General features: G+C 58.3%; 10 protein-coding genes and 1 tRNA gene. 10 read left to right on the forward strand and 1 reads right to left on the reverse strand.

The window, feature by feature from the left end; genetic code table 11:
- The first annotated feature begins 83 nt into the window (after positions 1–83).
- The 10 genes from SE16_RS13175 (at position 84) to SE16_RS13220 (ending at position 14616) form a co-directional block, all read left to right on the forward strand.
- Complete coding sequence (locus tag SE16_RS13175) at positions 84–860, forward strand: polyprenol monophosphomannose synthase (protein WP_082374213.1); 777 nt, start codon at positions 84–86, stop codon at positions 858–860.
- The gene (locus SE16_RS13180) at positions 857–4963 is read left to right on the forward strand and encodes a flippase (protein ID WP_082374214.1); all 4107 of its coding nucleotides are present in this window, start codon (positions 857–859) and stop codon (positions 4961–4963) included. The genes SE16_RS13175 and SE16_RS13180 overlap by 4 nt, the downstream gene beginning before the upstream one ends.
- Positions 4964–5022: 59 nt before the next feature.
- Positions 5023–5259, forward strand: a complete 237-nt coding sequence (locus SE16_RS13185) for a hypothetical protein (protein ID WP_054492884.1) — start codon at positions 5023–5025, stop codon at positions 5257–5259.
- Positions 5240–5695: a hypothetical protein gene (locus SE16_RS13190; RefSeq protein ID WP_054492885.1), complete on the forward strand. Its 456-nt coding sequence runs from the start codon at positions 5240–5242 to the stop codon at positions 5693–5695. Before SE16_RS13185 ends, SE16_RS13190 begins: the two co-directional genes overlap by 20 nt.
- Positions 5696–5698: 3 nt before the next feature.
- The gene (locus SE16_RS13195; RefSeq protein WP_054492886.1) at positions 5699–6505 is read left to right on the forward strand and encodes an HAD-IIA family hydrolase; all 807 of its coding nucleotides are present in this window, start codon (positions 5699–5701) and stop codon (positions 6503–6505) included.
- A gap of 258 nt (positions 6506–6763) precedes the next feature.
- Positions 6764–8815: a hypothetical protein gene (locus SE16_RS13200; protein WP_152918091.1), complete on the forward strand. Its 2052-nt coding sequence runs from the start codon at positions 6764–6766 to the stop codon at positions 8813–8815.
- Between the two features lie 138 nt (positions 8816–8953).
- Positions 8954–9454 (forward strand): MarR family winged helix-turn-helix transcriptional regulator, encoded by a 501-nt coding sequence (locus SE16_RS13205; protein ID WP_054492888.1) that lies wholly within the window; start codon positions 8954–8956, stop codon positions 9452–9454.
- Positions 9455–9457: 3 nt separating this feature from the next.
- Positions 9458–11701 (forward strand): ABC transporter ATP-binding protein, encoded by a 2244-nt coding sequence (locus SE16_RS13210; RefSeq protein WP_054492889.1) that lies wholly within the window; start codon positions 9458–9460, stop codon positions 11699–11701.
- The gene (locus SE16_RS13215) at positions 11698–13566 is read left to right on the forward strand and encodes an ABC transporter ATP-binding protein (RefSeq protein WP_054492890.1); all 1869 of its coding nucleotides are present in this window, start codon (positions 11698–11700) and stop codon (positions 13564–13566) included. The genes SE16_RS13210 and SE16_RS13215 overlap by 4 nt, the downstream gene beginning before the upstream one ends.
- 147 nt (positions 13567–13713) lie before the next feature.
- Complete coding sequence (locus tag SE16_RS13220) at positions 13714–14616, forward strand: DUF1295 domain-containing protein (RefSeq protein ID WP_054492891.1); 903 nt, start codon at positions 13714–13716, stop codon at positions 14614–14616.
- 51 nt (positions 14617–14667) lie between these two features.
- Here the strand turns inward: SE16_RS13220 and SE16_RS13225 are convergent.
- Positions 14668–14740 (reverse strand) — tRNA-Arg (locus SE16_RS13225).
- Between the last annotated feature and the right edge of the window lie 54 nt (positions 14741–14794).

Below are 14794 nucleotides of genomic sequence, written 5' to 3' on the forward strand. Positions count from 1 at the left end.
CCAGATGATGGCAATTGACCAGCCTTGCACACCTGCTATAATCGCGCGCCGGAAAAATCCCGTGCAATGGGAGGTTTTTTATTTTGCGAGTTTGTATCGTTGTACCAACATATAATGAAAGCGACAACATCAAGCAACTCATCGAAGCGTTGTTCGCGCTTCCGCTAGATGACCTGCACATCGTCATCGTGGACGATAACTCGCCAGACGGGACAGCCGAGATTGCACGTGCCCTTGCGAACCAACACGAAGGGCGCATCCACGTCATTGTCCGCAATGGCAAGCAAGGCTTGGGCAGCGCCTACAAAATGGGCTTTGCCTACGCCCTTTCGCTCGGCGCTGACGCCGTCGTGCAGATGGACGCCGATTTTTCCCACTCTCCCGAATACATCCCGCAGATGATTGCGCTGCTCGACACCTACGACGTTGTTGTTGGGTCGCGCTATGTGGAAGGCGGGCGCGTGGATGAGCGTTGGTCCTGGTGGCGGTATTTTCTTTCGTGGTGGGCGAACCAAATCTACACGCGGGCGATTTTGCGTTTGCGCGTGAAAGATATGACGGCGGGCTTCAAAGCATTCCGACGCCACGTCCTCGAACAGATTGATTTCTCGCGCGTGGTCAGCAACGGCTACATCTTTCAGGTGGAAGTCGCCTACTTGTGTGAAAAGATGGGCTTCCGCGTTCACGAGATTCCCATCTACTTTGAAGACCGCCGCATTGGGAAAAGCAAACTGAGCGTACCCGTCAAAATCGAAGCCGCTTTGCGTGTCTGGCAAATCCGCTGGCGGCATCGCCATGTTCGCCCCATCGCGCACTCACACCCGCCGATTTACTCCACCGCATCACAACAAGAACCATGAGGTGGCAAGCCGTGTTCGATCGCCGTTGGCGTCATCTGGTTCGCCGGTTTGCTCCGGCGTTGTTTTTCTTTTTACTCCCCATGGCGCTCTTCTGGCAGGTGACACTGGGCGGGAAAAGCCTGGTTCCCTTTGACAATCTGTATCAGTTTGCCCCGTGGCATGCCTACGCCGACCAAATGGGCGTGGGATTGCCGCACAACGAATTGCTGAGCGACCTTCTGCTGGAAAATTACGCCTGGAAGCGCTATTTCCGCACCTCGTTCGAGACGCGCCAGTTGCCGCTCTGGAACCCACACATTTTCAGCGGCATGCCCTTCCTCGCCGATGGGCAGCATAGCATGCTCTACCCGCTTTCGGTGCTCTTCCTCATCATGCCGGTGTGGGCGGCATATGGCTGGTTTACGGTCATCACGCTGGCGCTCGCCGGGCTGAACATGTACATCTTCTTGCGTGTGCTTGGGTTGCGTCGAAGCGCCGCACTGCTGGGCGGGCTGGTCTTTCAAGGAAGCGCTTTTCTCACCATCAGCGTGGTCTTCCAGATGATTATCGCCGCGGCCACGTGGCTCCCGCTGCTGCTGGCGATGATTCACAAACTGTTTGAAAAAGCCCGCCAGGGCATTACCGACCCCACAGCCTACATTCCCTGGGTGTTCATTGGCAGCGTCGCGGTGGGGCTTTCGGCGCTCGCCGGGCATCCCGAAATGTTCTACTACAACGTGCTGGTGGGCGCCCTCTACGGCGTCTGGCATCTGGTCGGGTTGTGGCGCGACCAACGCAGCGCGCATCCATGGCGCATGGTGAACCTTGTGGCGTTCTGGGGCGTCGCGCTGGCATGTGTGGGGGCGCTGTTAGGAGCGGCGCAACTTGTCCCCCTGTATGAATTGGTACGCGCCAACTTCCGCGAAGGCAGCGCCACACTTGCCGAAGTGCGCAGTTGGGCATACCCACCCCGCCAATTGATGGCGTTCCTCATCCCCGATTTCTGGGGCAACCCTGCACGCCACCAGGTGTTCGATATTGTGGCGCGCACATGGCGCCCCATCATCACCCAAAACGTCATGGGGCAAACGCTCAACTACGTCGCCTGGACGCAAGGCTTGCCCACGTGGAAGAACTACGTCGAAGGGGCGGCGTATCTCGGCGTTTTCCCACTCCTGCTGGCAAGCCTGGGGGCGTGGTGGGGACGCCGTCGGCGCACGCCGCTTTTCTTTACCGTGCTGATTGTGGTCAGCATGCTCTTCATCTTTGGCACGCCTTTCTACGCCGTGCTCTACTACGGCTTGCCCGGCTGGAAGCAACTGCACACCCCCTTCCGCTGGGTGTACCCGTACACGGTTGCCGTCAGCGTGCTCGCGGCGTATGGCTGGCACGCTCTCTGCACCGAAAGCCAGCACTTGCACACCGCGGCGCGCTGGCTGGGGCGGCTGGCGCTCGCGGGGGCGCTTGGCGGGCTGGCGCTGTTGGGGCTCATGCTCATGGTGCCCACGCCTTTCGTGCGGCTTGCCGAGCGCGTCATGCAGGCGAGCGAATTGACACGCGTGGCGTTCGGCGGGGACCCGGCGCTGTTGGTGAGTTATCAATGGCGCAATTTTGCCTGGTTCGGCGTCTTCCTGGCGGGAAGTGGGCTGGCGTTGCTGGCGCTGCTGCGTCGTCATCGTTTTGCTCCCCATCTCGCGCTGGCGGTGGTTTTTGCCGACCTCTTCATTGCTGCCTGGGGGTTCAATCCCGCCACCTCACCCGATTTGATTCACTTCACCCCACCTGAGATTGCCTGGCTGACCGAGCAATTCGACCCTACAACGCCCTGGCGTCTCACCTCGCTGGATGGCGAGGGACCACCCGTTTTCATCGCCAACACGCCCTGGTTCTACGGCTTGCACGACGTTCGCGGCTACGATTCCATCATCATCAAGCATTATGTCGAGTTCATGGAGCAAGTCGAAGGGCAAGGTCAACTGCTCTACAACCGCATCTCGCCGCTCTTTTGGGAAGGCTCATTGGATAGCGCCTTGCTCGACCTGCTGAATGTGCGCTATGTGCTCACCCTGCAATCGGTGGAGCGCCCCGGTTGGCGGCTAGCCTACGAAGGCGCGGTACGCATTTACGAGAACGAAGACGTGTTGCCGCGTGCGTTCATCTTGCCGGCGGCGCAAGCCGAAGTGCGCACACATGAAGAGATCATCGCCAACTTAAAATCGCTTGACCCGCGCCGCGAGGTGTGGCTGGAAGCGACCGACGACGCCCGCCCTGCGCTCGCTGAAACGAACGCTACGCGCATGGACGCCGTCCCCGCGTCCATCCTGCGCTACACCGAAAACGAAATCGAAATGGCAGTTGAAACCGAAGCGCCGGCGGTGCTGGTGCTCGCCGACGTGTGGTTTCCCGGCTGGCGGGCGTTCGTGCGCCCCGCGGAAGGCGGCGAAGAGCGCGAAATCCCCATCTGGCGCGCCAACGGGGCGCTGCGGGCGGTGGAAGTGCCCGCCGGGGCATGGGTGGTGCGCTGGAAATACAGCCCCAACTCGGTGAAAGTGGGCTTTTTCGGCAGTTTCCTGGGCACCGTTTTGCTGGTGCTTGCCGCAGCCTACTGGTTGTGGGGGCGCATCTACCAGGAACAACCCGACGAGCACGCCGTGCGGCGCGTCGCCAAGAACAGCCTGGCGCCCATGGCGCTCCAACTCCTCAATAAAGTCGTAGATACTGTTTTCGCCGCCTTCACCGCGCGCATCCTGGGACCGGCGGGCTTGGGGGCGTATGCCTTCGCCATCGCCATCATCTGGTACTTTATCATCTTCTCGAACTTCGGGCTGGGTACGCTGCTCACGCGCGAAGTGGCAAAAGACCGTGAAGCCGCCGACCGCTATCTGGCAAGCACTATTTGGGCGCGTTTGGGGCTGTTCGCGCTCTCCGCCCCTGTGCTCTTCGCCATCATCTGGGTGTGGGAAACGCAATTTGGCTTGAGCCGCACCACCAGTTGGGCGATTGTCCTGCTGGCGATTGGATTGATTCCCAGCAACCTCGCCGACGCACTCACAGCGGTTTTTCGCGCCTTTGAGAAGTTTGAAATTCCGGCGCTCATCTCCACCATCACCACCATTTTGAAAGTGAGCATCGGAGCGGGCGCACTGCTGGCGGGCTACGGTGTCATCGGGTTGGCGGCGACTTCCATCATCACCAACATCATCACGCTGGGCTTGCTGGCGTTCTTGCTCATTCGCCAGGGGCTGGTCTCGCGCCCGCGGCTGACGTTTGATTGGTCGTTCCAGCGCACAATGCTGAGCACAGCCTTCCCACTCATGTTGAACGACTTTCTGAGCACGGCATTTTTCCGCATGGACGTGGCAATTCTCCAACCGATGAAGGGCGACACGGTTGTAGGGTGGTATAACGTCGGCTACAAATTCATTGACGGGCTGAACATCATCCCCAGTTCGTTCACCCTCGCCATCTTTCCCGTCATGGCGCGCTACGCCGAAGGCGCGCGCGACGCCCTTTTGCGTACAACGGTGCTTTCCCTGCGCTGGCTGGTCATGCTGGCATTGCCTATCTGCATCCTGACAGTGCGCTACGCGGACGGCATCATCCTCGCCTTCGGTGGTCCCGAATACCTGCCCCACTCAGCGACCGCCTTGCGCCTGCTCATCTGGTTCTTGCCATTCAGTTTCATCAACTCGGTTGTGCACTACGTCTTGATTGCCGTGAACCAACAGCGCTATCTCACGCGCGCGTTCGTCATAGGGGTTGGCTTCAACCTCGTGGCGAACCTTGCCCTTATTCCGCGCTTCTCCTATCAAGCCGCCGCCGTCAACACTGTGTTGAGCGAAATCGCTTTGCTGCTCCCCTTCTACTACCTGTTGCGTCAACACGTGGGCGCAATTCCGTGGCGGCATATTTTCGGCGCGCCGCTGCTGGCGTCGGCGCTCATGGCGTTGCCGCTCTGGGTGGGGGGCTTGCCGTTTTACGCCGCCATTCCACTCGCAGGCGTTGTGTACCTGGTGGGGTTGTTCAGCCTCAAAGCCTTCACCCCCGACGATTGGGGGGTGCTCATGCGCTTGTTGCCCGCACGCTTCACGCCTTACGTGGAACGGCTGCAAGCCCTTTCGTAAGCGGCTTGCTTCATTCAAAGGGCGTTCTATAATCGCCCCAGGAAGGAAAGGAGACGTCTATGCGTGCCTGGTCGCAATTGGACTTACCCACCAAAATCGGGATTGCAACGGCGCTTGCCGCTATGGCGCTGAGCCTTCTGGGCATTGCGCGCAACCCCGAGATTGACTTCAATGTGCGCACCTTTTTTGTGGCAACGGTCATCGCCGGTAGCACGTGGGGCTTTATCGCCTGGGGGATTGCGGTTGCCATCATGGACATTGAAGAAGAGGAGACCAATGAACACGACGCCGCCTAGGACGTCCCAGCGCGCCCGCCGCACGTTTGTGTGGTATGGCGTCGGGGGACTGGTGCTCGGCACGCTCTTCTGCCTGCTGACATGGCTCCTCAGCGCGCCAACATCGTGGCTGGCGTTCTTGTCTCCGGAGCGTCTTGGTTCGCCCTGGCCTACGCGCATTTTGCTGTTTGGCTTGGGGCTGATTGTGGTCAGCGAAATCCCCATGATGCTCTGGGTACTCATCCGCATGGCAAAGGAACGTCAGGTGCGCTTCCTCACCAACCTGACTCACGCCACGTACACGGCTTTCCCCGGCGTGTACGCCTTGATGGGCGGCCTGTTGACCGGGCAACGCTGGTGGGCATGGCCGATGCTCTTCATCTGTGTGTTTCGTTTCACCGTCAGCACATTAGCCGTTCCTCAACATCTGCACATTCAGACCAACATCGAGGCATAACACATGGGACATCTTGGCGCTGTCAAAGGGTATCTGCTGGACATGGACGGCGTGCTCTATCGGGGCAACACAGTGCGCCCCGGCGCACGCGAATGGATTGCATACTTGCATGAGCACAACATCCCCTACTTGTGTGTGACGAACAACGCCACACGCACCTCCGCCGAATACGAAGCCAAACTGGCGCGGCTTGGGATTCCCATCACCGCGGAGCGTATTTTGGGCTCGGCGGAAACCACCGCCGCCTGGTTGCAACGCCAGGCGCCCGGTGCAACTGTGTATGCTATCGGTACCGAAGGGTTGCGCTCAGAACTTCGGCGGCACGCCTTGCAGGTGGTGGACGGCGTTCCCCCCTCTGAGGTGAATGCCGTTGTGGTTGGGCTTGACCCAACACTCACGTATGAGAAGTTGAAAATCGCCACGCTTGCCATCAACGCGGGCGCGACATTCATCGGCACCAACCCGGACGCCACCTACCCCAGCGAAGAAGGGCTTGCCCCAGGATGCGGCGCAATTTTGGCGGCGGTGGAACGCGCGACCGGGCAACGCCCCATCATCATCGGCAAACCCGAGCCAATCATCTTCCGCGAAGCCCTGCGCCGATTGGGGCTACAAGCCGAAGAGGTGGCTATGGTCGGCGACCGCCTTGACACCGACATCGAAGGCGGCCACCGCATGGGCATGACCACGATTCTCATTCTGGGGGGCGTGACCAGTGAAGAGGAGTTGGAAATCACTCCCATCTTGCCCGATTACGTCTTCGCCGATTTAGGCGAGTTGCTGCGTGCTGTGCAAGAAGGGCGCGCGTAAGCACCAAAACGTCGGCATAGCAGACCGCCCCCGCCATGTGCGGGGGCGGTTTTGCGTCGAAGGGACTTTTGTTTGAGAAGCATGTGCTTTTGAGCATACCGCCAGCCTCGCTTTAATTTGCACATTCTTACAAACTTCCCTGTACACCTCCGTCCAACGCCAGAAAAGCACTGTTGGATGCCGTTTAGAGTTGTGCAGTGTTGGAATGGCGCCACAACCTGCTCGTCCCCCAATCAGATGTGTTGAAAGGAGTCTCGTATGGCTGCAAAGAAATCCCGCCGACGGAAGCAGACATCCCCCGCAACTGAGATGAAAATGTTGCCCATTGGCAATATCCGCGCCAAACGGCTTGCGATGGCGTACCCTATCGACCACAAAGAGGTTTTGGACAAACAAGTGGAAGACCTGTCCAAGATCTTGCCCCCCTTCGTTGACTGGCGCTGGAAACAAGTATGCGGGCAAGTCGTCAAACGCGATCCGGCCACGGGTGAACTTCATCCTGTTCCATTCGCCACTGTTCATGTCTACGATACCGACTGCTCATTCTACTTGTACGCCCCTTCGGGGTGGCCTTGGGTATGGCTCTACCCCTTCAACTGTCACCAGGAAGAAATTGCAACTGTGCAAACGGATGCTTGTGGCAACTTCTGCGTCTGGATTCCTCGTTGGGAAATTGACACCATCCTGCGCTGGCGGCGTGAACGTTTTTGCGTCCCTTGGCTTGTTCGCCCCACCATCAAAGACTTGTTGCCCAATTTCGAACAGCCCATCCCTCGCCGTCCGCCCTTCCCACCAACACCTAGACCCCTTCCCGACCCACTCCCCATCCTCGAAGAAGCCAAAGCATCGCTGGAACGCCTTGGTGCAACCGAAGCCATTCAACGCTTGGAAAAGGTGGCCGCCAATATGGGAGCAGGCGCGCCAACGCATTTGTACCAGCAAACGCTCAACGCGCCATTGTTCCCCGAGCCACTCGCTCCACCAATGCCCGCTGCCATTCCTGAGGAAGCCTATCGGTACATGAAAAAGGGCGGCACCGTTTCCCTCACCCACGCCGAAAACGCCGACCGGCCAGACGACCTTCTTGCACTACGTGCAAATTTCATCGGACCGTTCATGCGCTGCTACGACATCTTTTTACCAGAATGGACCAAGATTGTTGATGTGCCCGACATCACCTTCAAAGTGACGCAAGACGTTGATAACGATGGCGATGAAGAGGTGATTTACAGCGAAACCCTCTTCGATGTACGCTGGGACAGTAGCGATCTGGATGCTCCTGTGACGTTAGAAGCCAACGCTATGGCAATTGCGGCGGATATTTGCGACGCCCCTGAGATTGAATGTACAGATATTGGCATTCTCATGGTAGGGCTGATGAGCCTGCACACAGATTACCATGACCCAAACACGGGCTACGCCAAGCGCCCCAATCGCCCCCATCCCACAGGAACATGGGCAAGCCTGCCTCCCGGTGCTACGGAAATTGCCACTGCACCCTACCAGGGGACTTTGCAACTGTATGGATGCAACCATCACAAAGGTGCCGATTTCTACCGACTCCTCTACTCCATTGATAACGGAGCCACCTGGGTACCTTTCACCGGACATACGTGGAAAGTGTGGCGTTGGAGTGGCGGACTTGTCCACCTTACCGTTGCCCCTGATACGGCCGGATGGTACGACATTCTTTCCGATACCGATGGGTGGATGCCCGCCCATTTACTCCTCAATTGGCCTACAACGGCATACGCCAACGGGCGCTACCTCGTCAAAATGGAATTTGGGAATGCAAGCAAAAACGTCATTCACACCACCCAGCCTATTGCATTCCGCATTGACAACAGCAAGCCCGCGGTCAGCGTGCAGGTTGAATATAAGCGCGCCAGTGATACTTCCTGGCATTCTCTGCCTACAATCTGCCCCGTCATTTATCGCACAGGCATGGAGCAGGTGGACTTCCGCGTCACGTTCACGACCACCGCGCAACACCTGCTCAAAGCACGTATCGGTGCGGGTGGTTGTGGGGCTGGTGGCATTACATTGACTTCGCCAACTCCCGCCGGATGGGAAGTTGAAAGCAACACCATCTTGCGCCATTGGCACCAACACAGCGCCGATAATGCCTTCTCGTTTACATTGGAATATCAACTTGCGGCTGGTAGCGCAGCAGGAACCTACCAATTCTTCAGCACAGCATGGGAACGCTCATTCAATCCCGCCGGTGGTGACAGTGGGTTGGCCAACGATTGGCTCTATGACACCAGTCATATCTGGACGCATGTACCCATTCATTTTTCCGTCTTCTAGCAGCAGAAGACGGCTCCCCCGCCGCCCCCGCCATGTGCGGGGGCGGTTTTGCATGTGCCCCGCTTTCACACACACGATTTGCCTGATTGCCACATTTGGATATAACTAGCACACCTAACTATTGCGGGGTGCTAATAAATGTCAGCAAACAACTTTTTGCCACACGATGAACCGTCGGCTGAAGAACTCGCCGCCCACCTCATCAACATCGTGCCGCCCATTATGCATGCCGTCAGCATCGAAATGCGGCGCGAAGCCACGGTGGGCTTCCAAATGGCGCACTACCGCCTGTTGCGGCTCATTGCACAAGCGCCGCGCACCGTGAGCGAACTGGCAGCCAGCCAATCCGTCTCGGTGCCCACCATGTCGCGCTCCGTCTCCGTGTTGGTGGAGCGTGGTCTGGTGCGTCGTGTCGAAGACCCGCACGACCGCCGCCGCACGCTGCTCGAAATCACTGACGAAGGCGAAGCGCTTTTTGAGCGACTGCGTCGGCAGTTGCAACAACGCCTGGCGGAACAATTGGAAACACTCACGCCCCAAGAACGTCGGCTCGCCCTTGCGGGGCTTGAAGTGCTGGAAAAAGCCTTGCTCCTCTCCACAGAAAACAAATCTCCAACTACTGCAACAAAGGAAGCGTGAACCATGCGACGTCTCTTGCGCTACTTTCGCCCGTTTGTCTGGTCAATCGTTGCCGCTATCGTTCTGCTCTTCATCCAGGCCAACGCCGACCTCGCCCTGCCCGACTACATGTCGCGCATCGTCAACGTTGGGCTGCAACAAGGCGGCATTGAACGCGCACTTCCCGAAGCCATGCGCGCCACGACATGGCAACACCTGGCGCTCTTCATGCCCCAAGAGAGCCAAAACACCGTTCTGGCGCACTACACACGCCTGGAACCCACCTCGCCGGACGCCGCCGCCTACGTGGAACGCTACCCGGCGCTCGCCGAAGAAGCCATCTACATCTTGAACCCTGTTGACGATGCGACACGCGACGAACTTGAAGCGCTGTTGAGCCGCCCCCTGCTCATGGTGGCGGGTTTGCAGATGCTGGCCGAAAACCCCGAGCAAGCCGCGGCGCTCTTCCCCAGCAGTGGCGGCTTCGACCTGAGCAAGTTACCGCCGGGCACAGACATTTTCGCGCTGGTGGCGCGCATGCCCGAAGACCAGCGGCTGGCGCTGCTGGATGCGATTGACACGCGCTTTGAGACGCTCGGCGGAGAACGGGGTATTGTGCAAGCAGCCACCCGCGCTGTTCGCGCCGAATATGAAGCGCTCGGTATGGACGTCGGCGCCATTCAGAACCGTTACATCATTCGCGTCGGCGGCTTGATGCTGCTCGTCGCGGCGATTTCGGCAATTGCCACCATCGTTGTGGGCTTGCTCGCCGCTCGCGTCGCCGCCGGGCTGGCGCGCGATTTACGCCACTACCTCTACGAGCGCGTGATGCGCTTCTCCGGCGCGGAATTCAACCAATTCTCAACTGCTTCGCTGATTACGCGCGCCACCAACGATATCACTCAAATTCAAACCGCCGTCGCCATTCTGATTCGGCTGGTCTTCTACGCGCCGCTCATCGGTATCGGCGGCATTATCCGCGCGCTGGATAAAAGCCCATCCATGTGGTGGACGATTGCGCTGGCGGTCTTGCTTCTGCTGGGGTTGATTGGCACGGTCTTCGCCATCGCTATCCCCAAATTCAAACTCATGCAGGAGTTGATTGACCGGCTGAACCTGGTCGCGCGCGAAAACCTGGTGGGGATGATGGTGGTGCGCGCGTTCAACCGTGAAGCGTTTGAAGAAGAACGCTTCGACCGCGCCAACCGCGACCTGACGCAAACTACGCTCTTCATCAACCGCGTGTTTGTGGTCGTCTTCCCCGCGATGATGCTCCTGCTCAATGGCTCGATGATTCTGATTCTCTGGGTGGGCGCTCATCAGGTGGCGCAAGCCAGCATGCAAGTGGGCGATATGATGGCGTTCATGCAGTACGCCATGCAAATTGTGTTCGCCTTCATGATGCTCTCAATGGTCTTCATCCTCTTCCCACGCGCCGATGTTTCGGCGAACCGTGTGGCGGACGTGCTGGAAACGCCCATCACCATTCTCGACCCGCCCAATCCCAAACCGTTCCCCGAACCGTTTGAGCCAAGTATCGAATTCGACCATGTGTCGTTCCGCTATCCGGGCGCTGAGGAAGACGTGCTGCACGAGATTTCATTCCGTATCGAGCCGGGGCAAACAGTGGGCATTATGGGCACCACCGGTTCGGGCAAATCCACCGTGGTCAACCTCATTCCGCGCTTTTTTGACGTGACGGATGGCGCGATTCGCGTCAGTGGCGTGGACATTCGCGAAGTCTCGCTCCGCGAGTTGCGCGACAAAATTGGCTACGTGCCGCAAAAGAGCAACCTGTTCAAGGGAACGATCGAGAGCAACTTACGCTTTGCCGATGAGAACGCCGACGAAGAGACGCTCATCAAAGCCCTGCGCATTGCCCAAGCCGACTTTGTCTTTGAATTGCCGAACGGGTTGCAAACAGAGGTGGCGCAGGGTGGCGTGAACTTCTCCGGCGGGCAACGGCAGCGCCTGACGATTGCGCGCGCGCTGGTGAAACGCGCCCCTATCTACATTTTCGACGACAGCTTCTCGGCGCTTGACTACAAAACCGATGCCCGTTTGCGTGCCGCATTGCTCCGCGAACTGAGCGACAGCACAGTCATCATCGTCTCGCAGCGCGTCGCCACTGTGAAAAACGCCGACCAAATTCTGGTCTTCGACGCCGGGCGCTTGATTGGACGCGGCACGCATGAGGAACTGATGCAAACGTGTGACGTCTATCGCGAAATTGCCGAATCGCAGTTGAAACAGGAGGCGCTGCAATGAGCCAGGTTCGCAAAGAAGAGACCCGCACCGCACCACCCGCGCCGCGCGGTCCGATGGGGCACATGGCCGGTATGGCGCCTGTCGCCAAACCGCGCGATTTTGGCGGCACCCTGCGCAAGCTTGCCACCTACCTGACGCCCTACCGCTGGAAAATCATGGTGGTGTTTGTGCTCGCCATCGGCTCCACCGCATTCGCGATTGTTGGGCCCAAAATTCTAGGGCGCGCCACCACTGAGCTCTTTGAAGGCATTCTAGCGCAACTGGCGGGTACAGGCACCGTTCCCTTCGACACGATTGGGCGCATTCTGCTCATCGCGTTGGGGCTTTACATCTTCTCAGCCATTCTGAGTTATCTGCAAGGCTGGCTCATGACCGACGTCGCCGTCAAGGTGACGTACCAGCTGCGTCGCGAGCTGATGGAAAAAATCAATCGCCTGCCCTTCCGCTATTTTGACGGCACGACCCACGGCGAAACGCTTTCACTGCTCACCAACGACGTTGACACCATCAACCAGACGCTCAACCAAAGCCTGACGCAAATCATCACATCGTTCGTGACCGTTGTAGGCGTGCTGGGCATGATGCTTTCGATTTCATGGCAAATGACGATTGTGGCGCTGCTCATCGTGCCGCTTTCGATGGTGGTGGTGATGCTCATCATTCGCCAGTCGCAAAAATTCTTCCGCCAGCAGCAGGATTATTTGGGGCATGTCAATGGGCAGGTGGAAGAGACGTTCAGCGGGCATGTCATCGTCAAAGCGTTCAATGGAGAAGAAAAGAGCATTCGCGCGTTCGATACGTATAACGAAACGCTTTATGGCGCGGCGTGGAAAGCGCAATTTTTCTCCAGCATTATGATGCCGGTGATGCGCCTCATCAGCAATCTGGGATACGTGGGTGTGGTGGTGCTGGGGGGCTGGCTCGCTATTCGCCGCACCATCACCGTGGGTGATATTCAGGCATTCATCCAGTACGTGCAATCGTTCACGCAACCCATTACCCAGCTGGCCAACGCCTCGAATGTTCTGCAAGGAACTATCGCCGCTGCCGAGCGTGTCTTTGAGTTTCTCGAATTGGAAGAAGAAGAGCCGGACACGGAGTCGCCGGTGCAGATCGAAACGGTTCGCGGCGAAGTGGAATTCCGCAATGTGGTCTTTGGGTATGAACCTGGGAAGCCGGTCATCAAGGGCTTTTCGGCGCATATCCAGCCGGGGCAAAAAGTGGCGATTGTGGGACCAACCGGTGCGGGGAAAACCACGCTGGTGAAGCTGCTGATGCGCTTCTACGACGTGGACGAAGGCGCTATTTTGATTGACGGGCATGACATTCGCACCTTCCGCCGCGCCGATTTGCGCCGCCTGTTCGGGATGGTGTTGCAAGACACATGGTTGTTCAGCGGCACCATCATGGAAAACATCCGCTACGGGCGCCCGGATGCCACCGATGAGGAAGTCATCGCCGCCGCGCAAGCCGCCCACGCCGACCATTTCATCCGCACGCTACCGGGGGGGTATCACTTCGAGCTGAACGAGGAAGTGACAAATATCTCGCAAGGGCAAAAGCAGTTGATTACGATTGCGCGCGCCATTCTTGCCGACCCACCGATGCTCATCCTTGACGAGGCGACCAGTTCGGTGGATACGCACACTGAGCTGCTCATTCAGCAAGCAATGGACCGTCTGATGGAAGGACGCACCAGTTTTGTGATTGCGCACCGCCTGTCAACCATTCGCAACGCCGATTTGATTCTGGTGATGCGCGATGGGAACATTGTGGAACAAGGGACGCACGAGGAATTGCTCCGCCAAGGCGGTTTTTATGCCGAGTTGTACAACAGCCAGTTTGAATCCGTGGCGGCAGCGTAAGCCGCCGGTGCGCTGTTTTCCGCCTGCGTTCATCTTTTCGGCAAGCCCGCTGGTGACGATCAACAGCCAGCGGGCTTGTTGATGGAGACAATTCGGCTATTGTGGTGTACGTGCAAAGAGATGCTTGTTCACAATGAGGTTTGTTGAATGAATCAAGAAAATGCAATGCAAACATGGGGGGCTTTTGCCCTTGTTTTGTTGGCCGCGAGTGGGCTGGCATGGGCAGGAAGCCAGGGCGGCGCGTTGGTGTATGGCATGACGCTATTTGCGCTGGCCGTTGCGTTTGCGTTTGTCATCAATTGGCTGGCATTCATCCCCGCCTGGCGGCAGCGCACCGAAAAATTTTTCGACTTGATGGGGGGAATCACCTTCATCAGCACGATCGCTCTCGCCCTGCTTCTCACACCCCAGCGCGACGCACGCGCCTGGCTTCTCGCCGCGATGGTCAGTGTGTGGGCGCTCCGCTTGAGCCTGTTTCTTTTCTGGCGTATCCGCAAAACGGGTGAAGATGCCCGTTTTCGCGAGTTGAAGGCATCCTTTGCACGCTTTTTACTCACGTGGACGCTTCAGGGGCTGTGGGCGGCGGTCACACTTGCGCCGGCGCTCGCGGCTATCACCGCACCACGCGGCAACGGGTTGGACGGTTGGGCGTGGTGCGGCCTGGTGGTGTGGGGAGTGGGGTTTTTGATCGAAGCGGTGGCGGATTGGCAAAAGAGCCGCTTCAAAGCCAACCCCGCACATGCGGACGCCTTCATTCAAGAAGGGCTTTGGGCGTGGTCGCGCCATCCGAACTACTTTGGCGAAATCGTTCTGTGGATTGGCGTTACGTTGGTGACACTGCCCACACTGGACGGTTGGCGCTGGCTCACGCTTGTTTCACCGCTGTTTGTCATCCTTCTGCTCACACGGGTCAGCGGCATTCCCCTGCTCGAAGCCCGCGCCGATGCAAAATGGGGTGGGCAAGCCGACTACGAAGCCTATAAAGCTCGCACTCCCGTGCTGATACCACGTCCCCCAAAGTCAAAACCACGCAACAATTCACATTCATAACCGCCAATAAAAAGCCGCAGGCCACTCTTGCAGCCTGCGGTGCGGTTGAAACGCGCCCGGAGGGATTCGAACCCCCGACCTACGGATTCGAAGTCCGTTGCTCTCTCCTCTGAGCTACGGGCGCATAGCGGGGCGGATTGTAGCATAAGAGCCTATTTGTTTCAAAGTACGCTCCGCA

The sequence above is a fragment of the Ardenticatena maritima genome (assembly GCF_001306175.1).
GTDB lineage: Bacteria > Chloroflexota > Anaerolineae > Ardenticatenales > Ardenticatenaceae > Ardenticatena > Ardenticatena maritima.